General features: G+C 68.0%; 21 protein-coding genes and 1 riboswitch. Of the genes, 9 read left to right on the plus strand and 12 right to left on the minus strand.

Annotated features, from left to right (window positions below; genetic code table 11):
• Nucleotide 1: 1 nt before the first annotated feature.
• The 5 genes from nagA to ACLQ62_RS01820 form a co-directional block, all read right to left on the minus strand.
• The gene (gene nagA / locus ACLQ62_RS01800; RefSeq protein ID WP_411719947.1) at nt 2–1,168 is read right to left on the minus strand and encodes an N-acetylglucosamine-6-phosphate deacetylase; all 1,167 of its coding nucleotides are present in this window, start codon (nt 1,166–1,168) and stop codon (nt 2–4) included.
• Between the two features lie 263 nt (nt 1,169–1,431).
• Nucleotides 1,432–2,349, minus strand: a complete 918-nt coding sequence (locus tag ACLQ62_RS01805) for a 1-phosphofructokinase family hexose kinase (RefSeq protein WP_411719948.1) — start codon at nt 2,347–2,349, stop codon at nt 1,432–1,434.
• Nucleotides 2,346–3,293, minus strand: a complete 948-nt coding sequence (locus ACLQ62_RS01810) for an ROK family protein (protein WP_411719949.1) — start codon at nt 3,291–3,293, stop codon at nt 2,346–2,348. The genes ACLQ62_RS01805 and ACLQ62_RS01810 overlap by 4 nt, the downstream gene beginning before the upstream one ends.
• On the minus strand, nt 3,290–4,180 hold the full coding sequence (locus tag ACLQ62_RS01815; protein ID WP_411719950.1) for an SIS domain-containing protein: 891 nt from the start codon (nt 4,178–4,180) through the stop codon (nt 3,290–3,292). The genes ACLQ62_RS01810 and ACLQ62_RS01815 overlap by 4 nt, the downstream gene beginning before the upstream one ends.
• An 86-nt stretch (nt 4,181–4,266) precedes the next feature.
• Complete coding sequence (locus tag ACLQ62_RS01820) at nt 4,267–5,811, minus strand: beta-N-acetylhexosaminidase (protein ID WP_411719951.1); 1,545 nt, start codon at nt 5,809–5,811, stop codon at nt 4,267–4,269.
• A 102-nt stretch (nt 5,812–5,913) separates the two neighbouring features.
• Nucleotides 5,914–6,038: riboswitch (ZMP/ZTP riboswitch) on the plus strand.
• A gap of 38 nt (nt 6,039–6,076) precedes the next feature.
• On the opposite strand from ACLQ62_RS01820, the gene glyA reads away from it, so the two are divergent.
• Together glyA and ACLQ62_RS01830 are read left to right on the plus strand one after the other, a co-directional pair.
• Nucleotides 6,077–7,348, plus strand: a complete 1,272-nt coding sequence (gene glyA / locus ACLQ62_RS01825; protein ID WP_411719952.1) for a serine hydroxymethyltransferase — start codon at nt 6,077–6,079, stop codon at nt 7,346–7,348.
• Nucleotides 7,349–7,353: 5 nt separating this feature from the next.
• Nucleotides 7,354–8,235: a bifunctional methylenetetrahydrofolate dehydrogenase/methenyltetrahydrofolate cyclohydrolase gene (locus ACLQ62_RS01830; RefSeq protein WP_411719953.1), complete on the plus strand. Its 882-nt coding sequence runs from the start codon at nt 7,354–7,356 to the stop codon at nt 8,233–8,235.
• A gap of 82 nt (nt 8,236–8,317) precedes the next feature.
• On the opposite strand, the gene ACLQ62_RS01835 is transcribed toward ACLQ62_RS01830, so the two are convergent.
• Both ACLQ62_RS01835 and ACLQ62_RS01840 read right to left on the minus strand, forming a co-directional pair.
• Nucleotides 8,318–8,731 carry a hypothetical protein gene (locus ACLQ62_RS01835; RefSeq protein WP_411719954.1) on the minus strand — a complete coding sequence of 138 codons (414 nt, stop codon included), beginning with the start codon at nt 8,729–8,731 and terminating at the stop codon, nt 8,318–8,320.
• A complete protein-coding gene (locus ACLQ62_RS01840) occupies nt 8,728–9,075 on the minus strand; it encodes a PadR family transcriptional regulator (protein WP_411719955.1) in 348 nt (115 codons plus the stop codon). The genes ACLQ62_RS01835 and ACLQ62_RS01840 overlap by 4 nt, the downstream gene beginning before the upstream one ends.
• A gap of 115 nt (nt 9,076–9,190) precedes the next feature.
• Between ACLQ62_RS01840 and ACLQ62_RS01845 the strand changes: the two genes are divergently transcribed.
• Nucleotides 9,191–9,676 carry a YbaK/EbsC family protein gene (locus ACLQ62_RS01845; protein WP_411719956.1) on the plus strand — a complete coding sequence of 162 codons (486 nt, stop codon included), beginning with the start codon at nt 9,191–9,193 and terminating at the stop codon, nt 9,674–9,676.
• 177 nt (nt 9,677–9,853) lie between these two features.
• Here ACLQ62_RS01845 and galK read toward each other — a convergent pair whose 3' ends face one another.
• Together galK and galT are read right to left on the minus strand one after the other, a co-directional pair.
• Complete coding sequence (gene galK / locus ACLQ62_RS01850) at nt 9,854–11,014, minus strand: galactokinase (protein ID WP_411719957.1); 1,161 nt, start codon at nt 11,012–11,014, stop codon at nt 9,854–9,856.
• A complete protein-coding gene (galT, locus tag ACLQ62_RS01855) occupies nt 11,011–12,132 on the minus strand; it encodes a galactose-1-phosphate uridylyltransferase (protein ID WP_411719959.1) in 1,122 nt (373 codons plus the stop codon). Before galT ends, galK begins: the two co-directional genes overlap by 4 nt.
• Before the next feature lie 98 nt (nt 12,133–12,230).
• Here galT and ACLQ62_RS01860 point away from each other — a divergent pair, with 98 nt between their 5' ends.
• Nucleotides 12,231–13,037: a DeoR/GlpR family DNA-binding transcription regulator gene (locus ACLQ62_RS01860; protein WP_411719960.1), complete on the plus strand. Its 807-nt coding sequence runs from the start codon at nt 12,231–12,233 to the stop codon at nt 13,035–13,037.
• Nucleotides 13,038–13,040: 3 nt separating this feature from the next.
• Here ACLQ62_RS01860 and ACLQ62_RS01865 read toward each other — a convergent pair whose 3' ends face one another.
• On the minus strand, nt 13,041–13,244 hold the full coding sequence (locus ACLQ62_RS01865) for a dodecin family protein (protein ID WP_411719961.1): 204 nt from the start codon (nt 13,242–13,244) through the stop codon (nt 13,041–13,043).
• A gap of 131 nt (nt 13,245–13,375) precedes the next feature.
• Here ACLQ62_RS01865 and ACLQ62_RS01870 point away from each other — a divergent pair, with 131 nt between their 5' ends.
• The gene (locus ACLQ62_RS01870; RefSeq protein WP_411719962.1) at nt 13,376–14,305 is read left to right on the plus strand and encodes an aldose 1-epimerase family protein; all 930 of its coding nucleotides are present in this window, start codon (nt 13,376–13,378) and stop codon (nt 14,303–14,305) included.
• Here the strand turns inward: ACLQ62_RS01870 and ACLQ62_RS01875 are convergent.
• Nucleotides 14,302–15,471 carry a methyltransferase gene (locus ACLQ62_RS01875; RefSeq protein ID WP_411719963.1) on the minus strand — a complete coding sequence of 390 codons (1,170 nt, stop codon included), beginning with the start codon at nt 15,469–15,471 and terminating at the stop codon, nt 14,302–14,304. The genes ACLQ62_RS01870 and ACLQ62_RS01875 overlap by 4 nt on opposite strands.
• Before the next feature lie 132 nt (nt 15,472–15,603).
• On the minus strand, nt 15,604–15,810 hold the full coding sequence (locus ACLQ62_RS01880) for a hypothetical protein (RefSeq protein ID WP_411719964.1): 207 nt from the start codon (nt 15,808–15,810) through the stop codon (nt 15,604–15,606).
• 134 nt (nt 15,811–15,944) lie between these two features.
• On the opposite strand from ACLQ62_RS01880, the gene ACLQ62_RS01885 reads away from it, so the two are divergent.
• From ACLQ62_RS01885 to ACLQ62_RS01900, 4 genes are all read left to right on the plus strand, one after another.
• Nucleotides 15,945–17,006 (plus strand): hypothetical protein, encoded by a 1,062-nt coding sequence (locus tag ACLQ62_RS01885; protein ID WP_411719965.1) that lies wholly within the window; start codon nt 15,945–15,947, stop codon nt 17,004–17,006.
• A gap of 86 nt (nt 17,007–17,092) precedes the next feature.
• Nucleotides 17,093–17,839 carry a hypothetical protein gene (locus tag ACLQ62_RS01890; protein ID WP_411719966.1) on the plus strand — a complete coding sequence of 249 codons (747 nt, stop codon included), beginning with the start codon at nt 17,093–17,095 and terminating at the stop codon, nt 17,837–17,839.
• Complete coding sequence (locus tag ACLQ62_RS01895) at nt 17,836–19,404, plus strand: DNA polymerase Y family protein (RefSeq protein WP_411719967.1); 1,569 nt, start codon at nt 17,836–17,838, stop codon at nt 19,402–19,404. Before ACLQ62_RS01890 ends, ACLQ62_RS01895 begins: the two co-directional genes overlap by 4 nt.
• 20 nt (nt 19,405–19,424) lie before the next feature.
• On the plus strand, nt 19,425–22,283 hold a 2,859-nt coding region (locus ACLQ62_RS01900; protein ID WP_411719968.1), incomplete at its 3' end, for an error-prone DNA polymerase.

Consider the following 22,283-nt stretch of genomic DNA (forward strand, 5'->3'; position numbering starts at 1 on the left):
GTTAGCGCAGCCGTACTCCATCGGCCCAGACCGCCGTCACCGTGTACGAGTCGTCGAGCAGCACCGCGTCTGCGGCGAAACCGACGTCCAGCCGCCCGAGGTCGCCGTCGCGACCGATCGCTCTCGCCGGCGTCTCGGTGACGGCCGCCACAGCCTGTGGGAGCGGGATCCCGACCTCGATGACCGCCCGGCGCAGCGCGTCGTCCTGGGTGAGCGTCGACCCGGCGATCGAGCCGCCGCCGGCGAGCCTGGCCACCCCGTCAACCACATCGACGCTCAACGAGCCGAGCTGGTAGGTGCCGTCCGTGGACCCGGCTGCCGCCATGGCATCCGTCACGAGGGCGATGCGCCCGGGGGCCGCAACGAACGCGATGCGGACGACGTCGGGGTGCACATGGACACCGTCGTTGATGATCTCGAGGGTGACAGTCGAGGCCGCCGCAGCGGCAGCGACCGGGCCCGGGTTGCGATGGTGGATGCCGTTCATCGCGTTGAAGGCGTGGGTCAGGATGCTCGCACCCGCGTCGAACGCTGATCGGGCGCCGTCGAAATCCGTGTCGGTGTGGCCGATGGCGACGGCGACCCCTGCGGAGGTGAACTGCCGGATGGCATCCATCCCGCCGGGGAGCTCGGGGGCGAGGGTGACCTGGCGGAGAGTGCCGCGAGCCGCCGTGAGAAGCCGTTCGATGACCACCGGGTCCGGGTCGCACAGCAAAGCCGGGTCGTGCGCACCTTTGTGGCCGACGTCGAGGAACGGACCTTCGAGATGCGAACCGAGGATCGTCGGGTCCTTTTCGGCGAGCCCGGCGACGAGCGCCACCCGTTCGACAAGGTCGTCGATCGAACCGGTGACGAGTGACAGCACAGATCGCGTGGTGCCGTGGGCCCGGTGCACGGCGAGGGCGGTGCGGATGCCGTCCGCGTCGCTGTCGAAGGAGCATCCGCCGCCGCCGTGCCCATGGATGTCGATGAAACCCGGAACGAGCAGAGCGCCTGCGGCGTCGAAGGATTCGATCGGTTTCAGGCCCAGCCAGCCATCGCCGGTGCCCGTCGCGGAGACTGTTCCCCCGGCGAAGGCGACGTAGCCGTCGTCGGATTGCTTTCCCCCGCTGAGAACACACGCGTTGTGGATGACCAGATCGGGGGAGGCAGGCGAAGGAAGGGTCACGTCGCCACGATAACGTCGATACGGCTCGGAGTGAAAGCGCCGGACCGACCTGGAGCGCCGCAGTCGCGAGTCACGCTGCGGCCGTGGCGAAAAGAATGAGCAGCCGTTCGGCTGCATCGGTCAGCCTGGTGCGACCGGCGGCCAGGTACCGGCGGGGATCGGTCATCGCGTGCGACGCGCAGTGAACGCGCCGATGCCGGTGCCGCGAGCGGCGGCGTTCCGGACGAGATCGCCGGTGGGGGTTCGGGGCATTGCGTCCTCGCTCAGATCGGGTCTTCGCTGATGATGAGCCGCTGCTCGAGTTCGTCGCAATCCGGATGGACGCTGCCGGCCTGGGGCTCGAGAACGGCCGCAGCGCCCCACGCGGTGGCGCGGGAGAGCAGGACGCGGACGTCCCACATCCCGGCCGCGAGCAGGGATGCCGCTGCCGCAACGCTGGCGTCGCCGGCGCCCGTCGGGTTGCCGGCGAACACGACATCAAGCCGGGCACGCAAGACGGGGCCCTCCCTGGGCACGGCCATCATGCCGTCCTCGCCGAGCGAAACGAGGACCAGACCGGCCCCGGCGGCCTGCAGCGCCCGGGCGCCGGCCAGCGGATCACGGTCGCCGGTGGCTTCGGCCAGTTCCCGCCGATTCGGTTTGAGGAGGGTTGCCCCGGCTGCCGCGGCGCTCAACAGGTGGGCGCCGGACGCGTCGGCGATGGTCGGGATCCCGGCCTCCCGGGCGAGAGCGAGCAGGTCGGAGACCAGCGACTCGGGCGCACCCGGGGGAATGCTGCCGGAGACGACCAGGCAGCCGGTGTGCGGAAGTCGCGAGCGGACGGCATCCGCGACCCGTTCCCAGGTGTTCGCGGGGACCGTCCTGCCGGATTCGTTGAGCACGGTCGTTCGTCCAGAGCCCTGCTCGACGATCGCGGTCGAACGGCGGGCCCGGCCAGGCACGGGCAGGAGGAGGGACGGGATGGCGCCGAGGTCGTGCTTGAATTCGCGAAAGTCCTCTTCGCCGACCGGGGCGACGGCGAGCGTGTCGAAGCCCTTTTGCAGCAACACCCGCGCGACGTTGATGCCCTTGCCTCCCGCCCGCGTCACCGCCGGCGGAACCCGGTGGCTTTCACCGACATCGAGATGGTCGAGAGTGATGGTGCTGTCGAGTGCCGGGTTCGGCGTCACCGTGAGGATCACGCGGTCACCTCGGTGAGGCGCTGGCGCGCACCGAGGGCGGCGCCGACCAGTCCGGCGTTCTCGCCAACGGTCGCCGGCAGCAGCACCGGGCGGCGGTGGAAGGTGAGCAGGGAGTTCATGCGCTCCTCCACCGGAGCGAAGAGGGCATTCCCGGCCTGCGCGAGCCCGCCGCCGAGCACGATTGCCTCGGGAGCGAGCAGGGCAACGGCCTGGGAGAGGGCGAGGCCGAGAGCATCGGTTGCGGTGTTCCAGACGGATGCCGCCGCCCGGTTGCCTGACCGGGCCAGTTCAAGCACCTCCCGGGCGCCGGCGACGGGCGAGGCCGCGTTGCGGTTGTACAGCCGGGCGATGGCCCCGGCGGAAGCGATCGCCTCGAGACAGCCGTTTCCGCCGCACGCGCACGGCACCCCGCCGACGTCGACCACGGCATGGCCGATCTCGCCGGCGAATCCGGATGCTGAATACGGCTTGCCGTCGAGGAAGATCGCACTGGCGATTCCGGTTCCGATGACGACCACCATCACATTGCCGAAACGCCCGGCAGCGCCGAGGCGGTATTCGGCGGTCCCGGCGGCACGGACGTCGTGGGTGAACGCGACAGGGAGGCCGAGGGTCGAGCTCGCGGCGTCCCGGAACGGCACGTTCCGCCAGCCCAGGTTCTCGGCGTACACGCCCACTCCAGCGTCGTCATCGACGAGGCCTGGAACGATGAGCCCGGCCGCGCGGGGAACGATGTCCGGATGCCGCGCGGCGAACCGGTTCGTGAGGACGGAGAGTTGCGTGAGCACGGCATCCCCGCTGCCGTCGGTGCTGTACGGCGTCGGTACCCGCACGACCTCGCGAAGCGAGCCCTCCTCGTCGAAGAGGCCCGCTTTGGTGTCCGTGCCGCCGACGTCGAAGGCGAGCACGGCGGGACCCGAGCCCAGGATCCGGCTGGCCGTCATGCGTCGAGGATGACCGAGCGGGTCAGGTTGCGCGGGACGTCGGGGTTGAGGCCGGCGCGCAGGGAACGCTCCAGCGCGACGCGGTGGGCGCGTACGAGGTCGGCGAGCGGGTCGAGGGTTGAGTCCTCGAATCGCGCACCCGTTTGGGAGACCTGCCCGGAGAGACCGGTCGGAGCATCCCCGAACATCCACACGGCCCGGCCGGGCGCGGCGATCGCGAGGGGCCCGTGCCGGTATTCCATGGCCGGGTACGACTCGGTCCACGCCTGGCAGGACTCGCGCATCTTCAGAGCAGCTTCGTGGGCGAGTCCTACCGTCCAGCCGCGGCCGAGGAAGGTGACCTGTTCTGCGGAGATCACGTCGTCGTCCAGGTCTTCCGCGAGCGCTTTCTCGGCATCCCGGATCGATCCCGAGACGTCCGCACCGGTCGAGGCGCGGAGGAACGTCAGAGCCGTGGTGGCGAAGCGGGTCTGCACGACGCTTTTTTCGTCGGCGAACGGCAGGCCGACGATGTCGTCGGCGAGGTCGACGAGCGGGCTGGCCAGGTCGCCGACGATGCCGACCGTGCGAACGGTGCCCTTCACGTCGGTGAGGAGTTCGAGTACCTCGGACGTGGTACCCGAGCGGGTGATCGCGACGACGGCGTCGTAGCCGCGGTCGAGGAACGCTTCGGATGCCGCGAACGCGTCGGTTTGCCCCAGACCCGCGCTCTCTCGGAGCGCGGCGTAGGACTGAGCCATGAACCAGGACGTTCCGCAGCCGATCACGGCGACGCGCTGCCCCGCCGAGGGGAGAACCGCCCGCTCGGCCGTCAGCGCGGCGGCACGCGCCCACACCTCTGGCTGGCTTCGGAGCTCTTCGTCCATCCAGGCGCCGGGTGCGGTCATCGGTTCTGCTCCTGCCGTTGTCGGCCATCCGGCCTTTGGGAATTCGAGAGAGTGAGTGGATCAGCGAAGCCAATCAGGTCCGAGCATTACAGACTTCCCCCTGAATCGCTAGAACGCCCACTCGGATACGGCTCGCCCTCCCGGTACGCACCGATGCCGAGCGCCCGGAAGCGGGGGTACCAGGCGTCGAGCCGGTCGGCGAAACCGTCCCAGTCGCGCCCATCCGTCCCGGCCCGGGCTGACCAGGCGATTTCGGCGACCGCGGTGAGTCGGGGGAAGACCAGGTAGTCGATGTCGGAGGTGGAGGCGACGGTCTCGGTCCAGAGCGGCGCTTCAACGCCGAGAATCTTCTCCTCGGCCACGTGGGGCAGGATCTCGGCCGGCTCCCATTCGTACGCCGCCCGCACGCTCGTCGGACCGCCGGCCCAGGCCTGCCCGATCGGGGTCGTCTCGTCATAGGTGATGTCGAGGTAGGCGACATCCGCAGGGGAGAGGATGAGTGATCCGCCCTGCTCGACGAACGACGCGGCAAGCTCGTCGGCGGTGGCCTGGGGGGTGACGTATCCCCAGTACTGCCCGATCGTCCCCGGCGCGAGGTCCTTCGAGCGGCCGGCTTCATGCCAGGCGATCGGTGTCTTGCCGTGCGCGGCGACGAGCGCGGTGGCGCGGGCGATGAAACCGGGGAATTGTTCGGTCGGTGTAGCGAGGGACTCGTCCCCGCCGATGTGCAGGTACGGGCCCGGGGTCTGCGCAGCGACCGACCCGAACACATCGTCGAGGAACTGCCACGTGGCATCCGCGTGGACGTCGAGGCTGGAGAAGCCGACGTCGATGCCGGTGTACGGTTCCCGCGCCGTGCGGTCGGCGTTGATCTCCGGGTACGCGCTCAGAGCCGCGTTGGTGTGGCCGGGCACGTCGATCTCAGGCACGACGGTGACGAACCGCTCGGCCGCGTACGCCACGATGTGTGCGTAGTCCTCCTCCGTGTAGAAACCGCCCCGGCCGCCACCGACGGCGGTCGATGCGCCGATGCCGGTCAGCTCTGGCCGGCCGGCGATCGTGATGCGCCAGCCCTGGTCATCGGTGAGGTGCAGGTGGAGCACGTTGATCTTGAACAGGACGATTCCGTCGACGAACCGCGTCACAGCCGCCACGTCGAAGAAGTGCCTGGCGACGTCGAGCATCGCGCCGCGCCAGGCGAAGCGGGGCCGGTCCGTGATGGTGGCGGCGACGGCCTGCCACGGGGCGCTCTGCACCGAGCGCTTCTCGACGCTTGCCGGGAACAACTGGCGCAGCGACTGGATGCCGTAGAACAGGCCGGCGGGGGACGCCGCGGTGATCGTCGCGCCGGCCGCAGACGTCTCGAGCCGGTAGCCCTCGCCGCCGAGCTCGAGAACATCGGCGAGGTCGAGGTGGAGCGCGATGTCGGCGGGTCCGGCGATCTGGCCGTTCACCGGGCTCACCACCGGCAGCGGGTACCCGGTCGATGGTCGCAGGATGCGTGCGAGATACCCCGCGACGGATGCGGCGGCATCCGTCGCCAGAATCCGGGAGGAGACCAGGAGGACGAACGGCGCAGCGCTCGCGTCGACCTGCAACTCGGTGGGCAGGGGAAGAATCGGCGTTGCCATTCGGGCTTCTCTCGGTCGGTCCAAGCCACCATCAAAGCACGCGCCGGCGCCCAAGTGGAGAGGGGGCAGCGGAGGTGGACCGAATCCCGACCGCTGCTATGATCGGTCTGTCGTAACTGGCGTAAAAACGACCGACTCTTGATCAAAGGATTTCCGGGTCGGTGGTTTGGATGGTCACCATCGGGGAGCGACTGACACGGATTCGGCCGGACGCCTGGGCCGATACGGATTACCTCTTGTCCGCCGCTGTCTTAAGGAGCCAGTTTTGTCGTCAACGTTCAACGCCCCACTTTCCGAGGTCGATCCCGAAATCGCCGCCGTTCTCGAGCAGGAACTCGGGCGCCAGCGCGACTACCTCGAGATGATCGCGAGCGAGAACTTCGTCCCGGTCGCTGTGCTTCAGTCCCAGGGCAGCGTGCTCACCAACAAGTACGCCGAGGGATACCCCGGCCGCCGCTACTACGGCGGCTGCGAGTACGTCGACGTGGCTGAGTCTCTCGCCATCGAGCGGGCGAAGAGCCTGTTCGGCGCCGCGTACGCCAACGTTCAGCCGCACTCAGGCGCGACCGCCAACGCCGCGGTTCTCTCCGCCATCGCGACCCCCGGTGACACGATCCTCGGTCTCGAACTCGCCCACGGCGGCCACCTCACTCACGGCATGAAACTCAACTTCTCCGGCAAGCTCTACAACGCGGTCTCGTACGGTGTCGACCCCAAGACCTTCCTCGTCGACATGAACGTCGTCCGCGAGAAGGCGCTCGAGCACAAGCCGCAGGTGATCATCGCCGGCTGGTCCGCGTACCCGCGTCAGCTCGACTTCGCCGCGTTCCGCGCGATCGCCGACGAGGTCGGAGCCAAGCTCTGGGTCGACATGGCTCACTTTGCCGGTCTCGTCGCGGCCGGCCTGCACCCGTCACCGGTGCCATTCGCCGACGTCGTCTCGTCGACCGTGCACAAGACGCTCGCCGGCCCCCGCTCCGGCTTCATCCTCAGCCGTGACATGGACCTCGCCAAGAAGCTCAACTCCAACGTCTTCCCCGGCCAGCAGGGCGGGCCGCTCATGCACGTCATCGCCGCCAAGGCGACCGCGTTCCTCCTCGCCGCGCAGCCCGAGTTCACCGACCGCCAGGAGCGCACCCTGCGGGGAGCCCGCCTGCTTGCCGAGCGTCTCACCGCCGACGACTCCCGCGCCGCCGGTGTCGACGTGCTCACCGGCGGAACCGACGTCCACCTCGTGCTCGCCGACCTCCGCAACTCCGAGGTCAACGGCCAGCAGGCCGAGGACGCGCTCCACGAGGTCGGCATCACCGTCAACCGCAACTCTGTGCCGTTCGACCCTCGCCCGCCGATGGTCACCTCAGGTCTCCGTATCGGCACCCCGGCACTCGCCACCCGCGGATTCGACGACGCCGAGTTCACCGAGGTCGCCGACATCATCGCGACAGCGCTTCAGCCCGGCGCTGACATCCCGGCGCTGCGCACGCGGGTGAAGACGCTCACCGACGCGTTCCCGCTGTACCCGGGCCTCGCGCAGTAATCTCGATGACCGCACGAATCCTCGACGGCAAAGCCGTCGCATCCGTCATCAAATCGGAACTGAAGGAGCGCGTCACCGCGCTCCGCGAACGTGGAATCGTCCCCGGACTCGGCACGGTTCTCGTCGGGAACGACCCCGGCTCACAGTGGTACGTCGCCGGCAAGCACCGTGACTGTGCCGAGGTCGGTATCGAATCGATCCGGCGCGACCTGCCGGCCACGATCAGCCAGGAGGAACTCGAGGCGGTGCTCGACGAGCTCAACGCCGACGACGCCTGCACGGGTTACATCGTGCAGCTGCCGTTGCCCGCGCACCTCGACACGGACGCGATCCTCGAGCGGGTCGACCCGGAAAAGGACGCCGACGGGTTGCACCCGACGAACCTCGGGCGACTGATACTCAATGTCAACCGGCCCATCTCGACGCCGCTGCCGTGCACGCCGCGCGGGGCGATCGAGCTCATGCAGAGGCACGGGATCGAGCTCGCCGGCAAGCATGTCGTCGTGGTCGGGCGCGGGGTCACCGTCGGACGGGCGATCGGCCCTCTGCTGACCCGGCGCGAGTTCAACGCGACGGTCACCCTGACCCACACCGGAACCGTCGGCCTCGACGACCTGCTGCGCACCGCCGACGTCATCGTCGCTGCGGCCGGTGTTCCCGGCATCGTGAAAGCATCCGCTGTGAAACCGGGTGCCATCGTTCTCGATGTCGGTGTGAGCCGTGAGACCGACCCGGAGTCCGGCAAGAGCCGCGTCGTCGGCGACGTCGACCCGGCCGCAGCGGAGGTGGCGGCGTGGATCTCACCGAATCCCGGCGGGATCGGCCCAATGACCCGGGTGCAGCTGCTCACCAACGTCGTGGACACGGCGGAGCGCCTGAACCCGTAGTTGCAGCGAACGAAACAGCAGTAGTGGCTCGAAGATCAGTGATTTCTGAGCCACTGCTGCGTTATCGCCTGCGCTGACCTCTTCATGCGGGCTCTTGGCCGACCTTCGGGGTGACCGGGCGAAGGTAGTCGACGAGGAAGCCCGTGAGGGTGGCGATTCCGACGAACACGACCGAGCCTCCCGATACCGCCCAGGTCGGGATGAAATCGCTGATGCCTGGCCCGCTCTCGTTTCTCAGGATGAGGCCAATGGTGATATAGCCGACGAAGAAGGCCACGGCGATGACGACGGCCACCGCCACGATTGCGGAACCCCGTGTGCGCCGCTTTTTCTTCTCGAAGTTTTCCGCGTAGCCTTCGGGACTGCCGAACACCGACTCAGCAGACTCAGCGTCGGCCAGCGGATGCGCTCGCACCTCCCGAAGGATCTCGGCGATCTCGGCGTCGGTCTGCCCTCGAAGGCGCAGTTGAAAAGTCAATTTCTGTTCGTACGTCATATGCTCGTCTTTCCCGGTGCGGTGATCAGATTGGTGAGGATGTCGGTGACCCGATTCCACGCGGCCGAAGTCGAGGTGAGCTCGGAATGCCCCGACGGCGTGAGCGCGAACTCCTTGCGTCCGGGACCGGCCCCGTCGTGCAGCCACTCGTGGGTTACGAGTCCCGCGTCTTCGAATCGTTTGAGGAGCGGATAGAGGGCTCCCCCCTGCGTTCGGGTGAACCCGAGTTCCTGGAGGCGCGCGAGAAGGGCATACCCGTGTGCCGGCTGTCGCGCGAGGAGCGCCATCACGGCGATCGGCAAAGCCGCCCGAACGACATCGGGCGGCAACTGTTCGGACGTCATATCTAGATAGTGCCAGAACTTAGATACGGCGGCAACTGTTTCGGAGATAGGCGGCAGGCACCGGTCACCGTCTCCGTCAGATGTCCTGGCAGCGGGTGGCCGGTAGGCTTCGGTCATGAGTGAGAACGCGTCGACCCATCCCACCGTTGACCGTGTTCTGTCAGAGCTCCGCGCGGGCGGGGTCGGCGGCGACGTGCGCTGGTTCGACGACCCCACCCCGACGGCCGCCGATGCGGCCGAGGCGCTCGGTGTGGAGGTGGGCGCAATCGCGAACTCGCTCATCTTCACCATCGACGGTGAACCGGTGCTCGTTCTCACCTCAGGAGCGCATCGGGTGGACACCGGCTGGCTCGGCGGGCAACTCGGCGGCACGCTCAAGCGGGCGGATGCCGCGACGGTGCGAGCCGCAACCGGTCAGGTCATCGGGGGAGTGGCACCGGTCGGGCATCCGTCGCCGGTTCGCACGTTCGTCGACTCGGCACTCGCCGAATACCCGGAGGTGTGGGCTGCCGCTGGGCATCCGCACACCGTGTTCCCGACGACGTTCGACGAACTCGTGCGCCTCACGGGCGGGACACCGACCGCGGTCGTCCCCGGCTGAGTTCCCCCGTGGTGACGCACGCTCAGCAGGAGCGGGCGTGCTCAGACGGCCAATTTCTCCTGTTGGGCGTCGCATCGGAGCGATTTCTCCTGTTGAGCGTCGGCCTGAGGGCGGCTGTGTGCCGTCTCCCTGCTGAACATCCGGGGTGGTCCCCCTCGTTCTCTTGAGTCGAAGCCCCTAGTCGGCCCTGGACGCCCCATCGGCTGCGGTCACCGTGAAGAGCTCCGGCTGCTCGAAGCCGCGGCTCGCGAAGGCGGCCAGAACCGCATCCGAGACCTCCTGCAGCTCCGCCGTGCGCACGAGCGCGATGGCAGCACCCCCGAAACCTCCGCCGGTCATCCGGGCCCCGACGGCCCCAGCGCTGAGCGCGCTGTCCACAGCGACATCGAGTTCTGGCACCGAGATCTCGAAGTCATCCCTCATGGATGCGTGCGAGGCCGTGAGCAAATCACCGATCGCCTCAGGGCCTTCCAGCCGCAGCAACCGCACAGTGTCCAGCACGCGCTGATTCTCGGTGATCACATGGCGCACCCGCTTGAGGGTTTCGGCGTCGAGCACGACAGCGGCACGAGCGAGGTCGTCGACATCGAGTTCGCGCAGTGACGAGACGCCCATCTCGCGGGCGCCTCGCTCGCACGACCGCCGTCGGTCGGCGTAGCCGCCGGTGGCGTGCGAGTGCGACACATGGGTGTTGATCACCAGAAGGACGAGGCCGGCCGGCTCGAAACCGAGCGGGATCACCTCGGCGTCCAGACTGCGGCAGTCGAGGAACACCGCCGCATCCTTCCGCCCGAGCAGTGATGCCGACTGGTCCATGATGCCGGTCGGCGCACCGACGGCCTTGTTCTCGGCGAGCTGCCCGACGCGGGCGAGAGTCTCGCGATCGAGCCCCAGCTTCCAGACCTCGGTGAGTGCCACAGCAACGGCGCACTCGATCGCCGCCGACGATGACAGGCCGGCACCGATGGGAACGTCGGAGTCGATGTGGGCGTCGAAGCCGGAAACGGCTGAGAGGTCGGCGCCGAACTTGCCGAGTGCCCAGACGACGCCGAGTGGGTACGCCGACCAGCCGGAGACGGCATCCGGAGACACGTCGTCCAGCGCGATCCGTACGACGTCCTCGCTGTGTGCGGTGGTGATCTGGATGATGCGATCCTCGCGCGGGGCAAGGGCAACGACCGTCGACCGGTCGATGGCGAACGGGAAGACGAAACCGTCGTTGTAGTCGGTGTGCTCACCGATGAGGTTGACCCGGCCGGGCGCCCGCCACACGCCGAAGGGCTCCCGCTGGAACCGCTCCTCGAATCCGGCCCGCACCCGGGTGCTCAGCTGGCTCATACGGGGTTCTCCTTGTCTGCGCGAGTGATCGCTTCGCGCACCCGTGCTGCGGTCTGTTCCGGCGGGATATCTCCGATCCATGCCCCCATGGCGGCTTCGGATCCGGCCAGGTATTTCAGTTTGTCCGACGCTCGACGCGGCGACGTCAGCTGCAGCATCAGGCGGATGTCGTCGCGACCGACCGATATCGGCGCCTGGTGCCACGCGGCGATGTACGGGGTCTGGGTCTCGTACAGCGCGTCGACGCCGCGGAGGAGGCGCAGGTACAGCACCGCCAGTTCGTTCCGCTCCTCGTCGGTGGTCCCCGCAAAGTCGGGCACATGACGGTGGGGAAGCATGTGCACTTCGACCGGCCAACGCGCCGCGAACGGTACGAACGCCGTCCAGTGCTCGCCCTGGAGGACCACGCGATCGCCGGCCTGCTCGCTCGCGAGGATGTCGGCGAACAGAGTCGGCCCGTAATCGTCGACGGATGCCAGCAGCCGCTGGCTGCGGGGGGTGACGTACGGGTAGGCATAGATCTGGCCGTGCGGATGCAGCAGCGTCACGCCGATCTCGACCCCCCGGTTCTCGAACGGGAAAACCTGCTCGATGCCCGGCAGCGCCGAGAGGGCCGCCGTGCGGGAGGCCCACGCCTCGATGACGGTCCGGGCACGGGAGCGGCTGAGCGATCCGAAGGATCCCTCGTGCTCAGGGCTGAAGCAGACGACCTCGCACCGGCCGACGGACGTGCGGGTGCGGCCGATCCCGACCTCGGCGAGGTCGTCGAGCCCGCGCGGGGCGTTGTCGTCCTCGAGCAGGGGTCCGAAGGACGGGGAACGGTTCTCGAACACCGCCACGTCGTAGTTGCTGGGAACCTCCGACGGGTTCGTCAGGGTCTGCGGAGCGAGCGGGTCGAGGTGGGCCGGCGGCAGGAACGCACGGCTCTGGCGGGCGGACGCGATGGAGATCCACTCGCCGCTGAGCGGGTCCTGGCGCATCGACGCCGTCGGCGGACGGCCGGGAAGCTCCCGGGAATCGGCGGAGCGCTTCTCGCCCAGCAACGAGTCGGCGTCGTCGAAGTAGATAATCTCGCGCCCGTCGGCGAGCACATCCGACTGCGAAGTGATGGTGGACATCGAGGATTACGCCTTCCCAACGGTTTCGAATACGCAACCGATTCTAGGGCCAAGCTTTCATTATTGACAAGGTTCCGAAAGTAACTGAAGATGGGCCTATGACTGTGCAGTCTGCTCCCGAGGGTGATGAAGCCATGCCCGCCATCGTTCGGCGCGAGCGGATGGCGGAACTCGTCGGTCGGCGTGGTTTCGTCCGGGTCGCCGAATTGTCCACCCTTTTCGGGGTGAGTGAGGTCACCGTTCGCAGTGACCTGGCCGCCCTGGACGGCGAAAGCATCCGCCGGGTCCACGGGGGCGCCGTGCCGCGCGATGCCCGCGACCGTGAATCCAGTTTCGAGGAGTCGCTTGAGGCATCCGCCCACGACAAGCAGGCGATCGGCAGGCTTGCCGCCTCACTCGTGAGCTCGGGTCAAAGCATCCTGCTCGACGTGGGGACGACGACACTCGCCGTGGCGCAAGCGCTCAAGGAGCGCACCGATCTCGAGGATCTCGTGGTCATCACCAACGGACTCCACATCGCGCTCGAACTGGAGTCGGAGATCCCGCGGTTCACCGTCATCGTCACCGGGGGCGCGCTTCGGCCGCTCCAGCATTCGCTCGTGCAGCCGCTCGCCCGTGCCGTGCTCGACCAGGTGCACGCCGACGTGGCCATTCTCGGCTGCAACGGCGTCGACGTCGCCCACGGCGTCACGAACGTGAACCTGCCGGAGGCAGAGGTGAAACAGCTCATGGTCGCGGCAGCAAAGCGGGTGGTCGTCGTCGCGGATGCGTCGAAACTCGGCCGGGTGAGCCTCGGCACGATCGCTTCGCTCGACCGGGTCGACCTGATCCTCACGAGTGACGGGGCGGACCCCGCGCTGGTCGCCGATCTGTCGGCTGCCGGCGTCGAGGTCCTCACCGCCTGATTCTCACTCGAGGACGAACGTCACCTCGAGGGCGACCTGCCATTCGACGATCTTGCCGCCCTGCACTTCGACCTTCTGGTCCTTGACCCACGCGCCTGAGACATGGCGCAGCGTTTCGCTGGCTCGGGCGACGCCGACGGCGACCGCGTCCTCGAAGCTGGTCTCGGAGCGGGCGCTGATGGTGGTGATGCGTGCTACTGAAGTCATGCTCTCCTCCTTGAGAGTGGTTGAATTCTGCTGATTCTTCCCCTCACGCCGCTTTCTGGCTAGCCGTCGCCCGCGGCCTGCCGAGGTACTACGCTCGGGGAGGAAAGTGTCCTCAAGGAGCCCAGTTACCCATGAACTCAGCCACCGGCGAACAATTCGACCTCAGCCTGGAGACGTCGTCAGGCGGTGTGGTCTCGGCGACGATCACGCAGGTGGCTGCAGGCATCCGCCGGTTGAGTGTGCGCGGGATCGACATCGTGCCGCCCTATGACGCCGGCCGGCAGCGCCCATTCGGCAGCGGTATCGTCCTGATGCCCTGGCCGAACCGCGTCAGGGATGCGCGCTGGAACCTCGATGGCAAGATCCAACAGCTCGACATCACTGAGCCGGCGAAGAACAACGCCATCCACGGTCTGCTTCGCAACAGTCCGTACTCCGTCGCCGCCCGCACCGAGTCGACGCTGCGGCTCGAAGCCAAGGTTTTCCCCCAGCACGGCTACCCGTTCCTCCTCGACACTGCGGTCACCTACCGGCTCGTCGATGCGGGGATCGAGGTCACCCACGCCATCACGAACCAGTCGGATGCCGCGGCGCCGGTCGCGATCGGCGCCCACCCCTTCTTCACCATCGGCGACGTGGAACCCGAGGAGCTCACGGTCACCGTGAACGTCACCACCCACTTCGAGGCCGACGAGCGCTCGCTGCCGACGGCTGAGGTTCCCGTCGACGGCACCAGCTACGACCTCCGCGAGGGAGTGCTGCTCGGGGGGCTCACAATCGACGACGGGTTCGGCGGCGCCGTGATGCGAGACGGGGTCTCCGAGCACTCCGTCTCGGCCCCGGACGGGCGCACGGTTACGGTCTGGGGTGACGAGAACTTCGCGTACTGGCAGGTGTTCACGACCGAGCTGTACCCCGGCCAGTCGAAGGCCGTCGCGATCGAACCGATGACGGCGCCGACGGATGCCTTCAACTCGGGCCAGGGTCTGAGATGGCTCGCGCCGGGAGAAACCTGGGAAGCCCGTTGGGGCGTACGCGCCGACGGCTTCGCGCCGGTCTAAGCGGCGGGCTCCGCTGCCAGGCGCCAGAGCGAGGTGACCTCGGCGGCCCGGGCGGCGTACAGCGGGTCGGTGACGTCGGTTGCCCGAGCGTGCGTCGGCCGGGTGTCCATTCGCGCGATCACCGTGAGCCCCGCATCGTCGATGGCGTCGAGCAGGTCGCCGCGGGAGCGAAGCCCGAGCCGTTCAGCGATGTCGGAGATCACGAGCCAGCCCTCGCCGTTCGGGGTCAGGTGCTCGGCCAGCCCTGAGAGGAAGCCGGCAAGCATCCGCCCGCCCTCGTCATAGACGGCGAAATCCGTTGCGGTCTTCGGAACCGCCGGAATCCACGGCGGGTTGCAGGCGACGATGTCGGCGCGGCCCTCGGGGAACAGGTTCGCCTGGACCACGGTGACAGCATCCGCGAAACCCAGGGCGGCGAGATTCTCCCGTGCGCAGGCGATCGCTCGCGAGTCCATGTCGGTGGCGGTGATCGACCGGATGCCGCGGGAGGCAAGGATCGCAGACAGCACTCCCGTGCCTGTGCCGATGTCGAAAGCGGTGGTGGCATCGTGGGGGAGAGGCGCGGTGGCGACGAGGTCGAGGTATTCGCCGCGGACGGGGGAGAAGACGCCGTAATGCGGGTGGATTCGGGCACCGAGCGCAGGCACCGGGACCCCTGTCGTTCGCCATTCCTCGGCGCCGATCACGCCGAGCAGCTCGCGCAGCGAGAGGACGGATACTTCGTCGACAGCACCCCAGGCGTGCGAGGCGGCGAGGCGGATGTCGGGGGAACGGCGGAGGGGAATGGTGCCGTCAGCGGAGAGCGGGACGAGAAGCATCCCGAGGATCGTCGCCCGGCGAAGCGCGCCTTCCCGTGAGCGGTGGAACGCCGCGGTGATGTTGTCGTTCTTCGGCCGGGAAGAGTCTGCCAGGCGCCTGCCCATTGCGCTGAGAAGCTGCCGGGCGTTGTGGAAGTCTCCGGTCCAGAGGATGGCGGTTCCCGCCGACGCGAGCCGGAACGCCTTCTCGGCGGTCAGGTCGTCGTCGCCGAGCAGAACGGTGGCCGGGGCCGGCCAGCCGCTTTCGGAGCGCCAGAGGGCTGAGCGGGGCGAGCCGTCCTCGAGCCAGGTGATCCGTGCAGGGTCGGCAGAGAGGGCAGTTCCGGGGGTGCTGGTCCTGTCGGACATTCGTCTGCTTTCGAGGCATGTCTGCCGATTCGCGATGGATTTCAGTATGACACCGGTGCGCCGTTCGTTTTCGCGCGTCGTGCCCCGTCGTAGCCCCCACGGGATCACGAGGGTCATTCGTCGGACGGCGCGTCAGCGCACGGATGACGTCACATCGTCGTCGCGGTGGTCATCAGGACCAGTCCGCGGTCGATACATGCCGAACAGCTTGCCGATGACACCCGCTCCGACCACGACGACGGGATAGGCGACGGCAATGGGTAACAACTGCTCGAAGCCAACCTCCTGGGTGAGAACCGCCCAGACCGGCCAGCCTATGAGCGCGACGGTTGCCGCCACCGCACTCTCCACGCATCCACACGGCTTCGCGCTCGGCGTTCCCTGATCCATATCAAGCCCTTGTTCTCACCATCTGAGAAAAGTACTGTAGCGCCCAGCCGGGTGGAGCGAAAGGTGCCGGACGGGGCCAGCGGGTGCGCGGCGATCAGACGGGAGGACCTGTGCAGGTCTGCCGAGACGTTGAGGAATGGATCGAGCAGAACGTCGTTGAGGAGGTTCGCAAACAGGAGCAGCGCTGCAAGAAATGGCCGTGGCCGCTGAGCTGGTTCTGCTCCCTGGTTACCTTCATCGTGAAAGTTATCGTCACGATCTGGGTGAAGATCATCCGCGTCGTTTGCGAGGTGGTCACTGTTCTGGTCAATGTTGTTGCCGCAATTCTCAACGTCATCCTGGCGATACCGATCATCGGCTTCATCATCAGGTTCGTCATCCGTGCGGTGAATTCGGTTGTCAGCTATCTCGTCGGCCTTGTTGACGGACTCCTGGGGCTCATCGGTGTCCGCATAACCAAGCATCTCCGGGTGGTTGTTGTTCCACTCTGCGTCGGCAACAGCCCTCTGGCCAATCGCGCCAACCTCGAACCGACCCTGGACGCCGCAGCTCGCATTCTTTTTGCCCGAGCCCGGATTCGCCTCCACACGTCGTTTCATGAGCCGATCCGCAACCCGCCGGAGAACGCGCTGCGGCTGGGGACAGAAGTCGACCTCATCCTTGATGAGGCGTGGTTGAAGGGCGCGTGGCACCAGTTGAACACCGTGAAGATGTTCGAAGCCAACCTCTCCTCCCTTCTCGGGCTCGGCCAACCGATCGTCATCTACGTGATCCGGGAGGTCGGGTATGACGGACCGGGTAACGTCGTGGGCGCGTCGGGGGGACCATTCACCGACTGGGTCGCGGTCGAGCGGGACTTCGTGGTGCCTGAGGTTGTTGCGGATCCCCGCAATCCAGGAATGGCACGGATTCCGCTGACTCCGTTCCCGCCGACGGTCGCGGACAGCCAGCCAGTGACGGGGGTGCCGAACGGGTTTTACAACGAGCGCATCATCGTGCACGAACTGGGCCATGCACTAGGACTTTTGGGCCATGCCAACGCGTCGCCGAACGATCTGATGGTCGCGACGAGTCCGGTGGGCGATTATCTGTCGCCGTTCCAGGTTGGGATTCTCCGCAGCTCTATCCATGTGACCTACTTCTAGCGCGCAGGTTTCGTTCCCGTGGGAACGACTCTCCCGGGCTGAATCACCCGATTGACTTAATCGAACATGTGTTCGACGATTAACGCATGTCCCTGTCCGTCGCTTCTCCTCTACCACCGGTTTTCACCGGTGCGCCGGGTGCGGCAGCGGCGAGCCAGGTCGCCGAGTTGCAGGCGCGCATCCGGGGGATGCAACGCACCCGGATAGATTCGCACGGGCTGCCGACAGCACCAGGAATCGCCCAACTGTTGCCGGGTGGGGTGCTCCGCGCCGGCGCCGCCTATTCGGTGCACGAATCGACAAGTCTCGCTCTCGCCCTCCTTGCGGGGCCCAGCGCGGCCGGGGCCTGGTGCGGTGTCGTCGGCCTGCCCGCGCTCGGTGTCGAAGCAGCGGCAGCGGCAGGCATCGACCTTGACCGGCTCGTGCTCGTGCCCGAACCGGGGCAGCAGTGGTTGCAGGTCACCGCTGCCCTCGCCGACGTCGTCACCGTGGTGCTCGCCCGGCCGCCGGCTTCGCTCTCCGCCGCCGAGGTGGCGCGGCTCGGGTCCCGGCTGCGCCAGCGGGGCTCCACCCTCATCGCCCTCGGGGAGTGGCCGCAGAGTGAGGCGACCCTGCGGGTGTCCGATGACCGGTGGATGGGACTCGGCGACGGTCACGGCTATCTGGCCGCCCGCCGGGTGACCGTGTCGGTCACCGGCCGCACCCTCACCGGCAAACCGCGGCGCAAGCAGCTGTGGCTCCCGGACACCGAACAGGTCATCCGGTCGGCCGGGCTGGCCGGTGTGCCTGTGCCCGTCAACCCCGAGCGATACGACAAGGCGGCCGTCTCATGACCGGCTTGCCTGTGCGGACTCTCCTCCTCTGGTGTCCGGACTGGCCGACCAACGCTGCGGTTGCCGAACTCCGCCTCGCACCGGACACCCCGCTCGCGCTGATCGAGCGGGGTGAGGTGTTCGCCTGCTCGGCGGCGGCCCGCAGCGAAGGGGTCCGTCGTGGTCTTCGCGTGCGGGAAGCCCAGTCCCGCTGCACCGGTCTTCTCGTGGTTCCGTACGACCCGGTGCTCGACCACCGGGTGTTCGAACCGGTCGTCGCCGCCGTCGAGCAGATCGTGCCAGGCGTGCAACTCTCCCGCCCCGGGACCTGCGTGATGCGGGCAAGAGGGCCGAGCCGGTACTACGGCGGAGAACGAGAGGCCGCCGAGGCCCTGCTCAACACTCTCGCCGGTGTCGGCGTCACCGGGGCGCAGGTAGGAATCGCCGACGGCCCGTTCGCCGCTGAGCAGGCCGCGAAGCTGCACTCGTCGAGCGGTGCGGAGAACATCCGCATCGTTCCCGTCGGAAGTTCGCCGGAGTTCCTCGCCCCGTTCGGTGTCGAACTGCTCGACCGCCCCGAACTGGCCACCCTGCTTCGGCGGCTCGGCATCCACACTCTCGGCAGCTTCGCGGCGCTCGACGACACGCAGGTCCGCGACCGCTTCGGGCCAGACGGAGTGCTCGCCCACCGGCTCGCCTCCGGATTCGACCCGAGCGATGTCGACGCCCGGGTGCCACCGGCCGACCACTCGAGCGTCGTCGAATTCGAGCCGCCGCTCGACCGGGTCGACCAGGTCGCCTTCGCGTTCCGCACTGCCGCCGAGGAGTTCGTGGCCCGGTTGCAGGCGGCATCGCTCGTAGCCACAGCCATCCGGATCGAGGTGTCCACCGAGAGCGGGGACTCCCGCTTCCGCACCTGGTTGCACCCGCGGTTCTTCACCGCCGGCGACGTGCTCGACCGGGTGCGCTGGCAGGTACAGGGGGCAGGCCTCGCCGAAAGCGGCCTCAACAGCGCCATCGCGAAACTCCGGGTGGAACCGGAGAGCGTCGACCCGACCGGCAACCACGAAGCCGGACTGTACGGGGGTGCGACCGATGAGCGCATCCACTCCGGTCTCTCCCGGGTGCAGAGCATGGTCGGTCACACCGGGGTGCTCACCGCCCGTATCTCCGGGGGCAGGCAACCGTCTGACCGCCGGGTGCTCGTGCCGTGGGGTGACCTGCCACCCGGAGGGGAAGCATCCGTTCGCGCATCGCAGGCGCTGCCGTGGCCTGGCCGGTTGCCTGGCCCACCGCCGGCGACCGTGTTCCCTGAACGCCAACGGGTCGTCGTCTCCGGTGCGAGCGGTGCGGACGTCGCCGTTGACGAACGGGGGCAGCTCTCCGCGGTCCCTGTGCAGTTCGCGGAACCCGGTGGCAGACCCGGTGCGGTCGCGGCATGGGCAGGTCCGTGGCCGGTCACCGAACGCTGGTGGGATGCCGGCGGCCGGCGGCTGAACCGGTTCCAGCTCATCGATGAAAGCGGGGGAGCCTGGCTCCTCGTGCTCGACGACTCCGGCTGGTGGGCGGAGGCCCGCTATGACTGAGTACGAGAGAAGGTGTACCCATGGGCTGGCATAACCCGCCTGTGCCGTGGTCCGAGTTCGAACGCGCCCTCTCGGACGCCAGCCGCCCGGGCTCGCCTCCCCCTGGCGCTGACGGTGGTGACAGCCCGGCCTGGTCACGGAAGCGGCTGGCCTATGTTCCCGAGGCGACACCTGAGCCCGTCGACGAGGCTGTGCCGTACGTCGAACTGCACGCCCATTCCAACTTCAGCTTCCTCGACGGCGCCTCGTCGCCGGAGAAGCTCGTCGAGGAGGCGGCGCGGCTGGGCCTCGACGGCCTTGCCCTCACCGACCATGACGGGTTGTACGGCATCGTCCGGCTGGCCGAGGCGGCCGAAGCGCACCCCGGCCTCCGCACCATCTTCGGCGCCGAACTGTCGCTCGGCCTCAGCAAACCGCAGAACGGCGAGGCCGACCCAGAAGGCACCCACCTCGTCGTCCTCGCCAGGCGGGAGGAGGGCTACCACCGGCTCGCCGGGGCGATCACCGCCGCGCACCTTGCCGCAGGGGCCGAGAAGGGCAAACCCTGCTACGACATCGCCGACCTCGCTTCCGCTGCAGACGGTACCTGGCTGGTGCTGAGCGGATGCCGCAAAGGCGCGGTACGCACAGCGCTCGCCGCCGAGGGTGCTCGAGGCGCGCGGCGGGAACTCACCGAGCTCGTCCGGCTGTTCGGTGACAGCAACGTCGTCGTCGAACTCTTCGATCACGGCAACCCGGAGGACACCACCTCCAATGACACCCTCGCGGCCGTAGCCGCGGAACTCGGGTTGCCGATCGTCGCCACGACCGGGGCGCACTATGCGACGCCGGCGCAGCATCCGCTCGCCTCGGCGCTCGCCGCGGTGCGGGCACGGAGAAGCCTTGACGATCTCGACGGCTGGCTGCCGGCATCCGGAGGGGCGCACCTGCGAAGCGGCGCCGAGATGGCCCACCGATTCGCCCGCTACCCTGGTGCCGTCGCGCGCACCGTCGAGATCGCCGACGAGCTGGCGTTCCGGTTGCGCAGCGTGAAGCCGGGTCTGCCGCTCCAGGAGGTACCTGACGGCCATACGCCGATGAGCTGGCTGCGGGAACTCACCTGGCAGGGTGCCGCGAGACGTTACCCGGGCGCCGACCGATCGGTCACCGAACGGATCGAACGTGAACTCGACGTGATCGAGCAGAAGGACTTCCCCGGCTATTTCCTCATCGTGCACGAGATCGTCCAGTTCGCCCGCAGCCGCGGCATCCTTTGCCAGGGTCGCGGCTCGGCGGCCAACTCGGCGGTCTGCTACCTGCTCGACATCACCGCTGTCGACTCGATCGCCTACGGCCTGCCGTTCGAACGGTTTCTCTCGAGCATGCGCGACGAGGAGCCCGACATCGACGTCGACTTCGACTCCGACCGTCGTGAAGAGGTGATCCAGCACGTCTACGAGAAATACGGCCGGTTCAACGCCGCACAGGTGGCGAACGTCATCACCTACCGGCCCAAGTTCGCCGTGCGCGACATGGCCAAGGCGCTCGGCCACAGCCCTGGGCAGCAGGATGCCTGGTCGAAGCAGGTGGAGCGCTGGGGTGCGGTCACCTCGAGTGACGACCATGACATCCCCGAACCGGTGGTGGACCTCGCCCAGCAGGTGCTGACCTTTCCACGGCACCTCGGCATCCACTCCGGCGGGATGGTGCTCACCGATCGGCCCGTCGGCGAAGTCTGCCCGATCGAACACGCACGGATGGACGGGAGGACGGTGCTGCAGTGGGACAAGGACGACTGCGCCTGGATGGGCCTCGTCAAGTTCGACCTGCTCGGGCTCGGCATGCTCGCCGCCCTGCAGTACTCCTTCGACCTCGCGGATGAGCACTGTGGTGAGCGGTGGGACCTGCAGTCGATGCCGAAAGAAGAGCAAGCGGTCTACGACCAGCTCTGCCGCGCTGACACCGTCGGGGTGTTCCAGGTCGAGAGCCGGGCGCAGATGGGCATGCTGCCCCGGTTGCAACCGCGACGCTTCTACGACCTGGTGATCCAGATCGCGATGGTCCGGCCCGGACCGATCCAGGGCGGCGCTGTGCACCCGTACATCCGGCGGCGCACCGGGGGAGAACCCGTTACCTACCTGCACCCGGACCTCGAACCGGTGCTCAAGCGCACCCTCGGGGTTCCGCTGTTCCAGGAGCAGCTCATGCAGATGGCCATGGTGGTCGGCGGCTGCACCGGTGAGGACGCCGACCTGCTGCGCCGGGCGATGGGCTCCAAACGCGGGCAGGAGAAGATCGAGTCGCTCAAGGCGAAGCTCTATGAGGGAATGGCCACCAACGGGATCACCGGCGAGGACGCCGACACCATTTACATGAAGATTCAGGCCTTCGCGAACTTCGGTTTCGCCGAGAGCCACTCGATCAGCTTCGCCCTGCTCGTCTACGCCAGCGCGTGGATGCGGCTGCACTACCCTGCGGCGTTTTTGGCGGCCCTGCTCCGGGCGCAGCCGATGGGTTTCTACTCGCCGCAGTCCCTCGTCGCGGATGCCACGCGGCACGGCGTCGAGACGCGGCGCCCGGACATCCTGCTCTCCGGGGTGGAGGCGGGCCTTGAGCCGCTACTCGTTGATCGCACCTCGACAGGCTCAGCAGCCGGTTGCGGAGCGAGCGTATCGGGCTCCACAAACTTCGACGCCTGCCTCGACTCTTCCCAGCCCCCGGTTCAAGCCTTCGACCGGTCAGCACCGTTCGACCCCGGAACCCACCGTCGCGACGGGCATTACGCGGTGCGGCTCGGCCTCGCCGCGGTCACGTCGATCGGGGTGCGCAAGGCCGAGCAGATCGTGGCCGAGCGGGAACGCGGCGGCGATTACCGAGACATGCGCGACCTCGCGCGCCGG

The sequence above is a fragment of the Mycetocola sp. genome (assembly GCF_046716805.1).
Classification (GTDB): Bacteria; Actinomycetota; Actinomycetes; order Actinomycetales; family Microbacteriaceae; genus Mycetocola_A.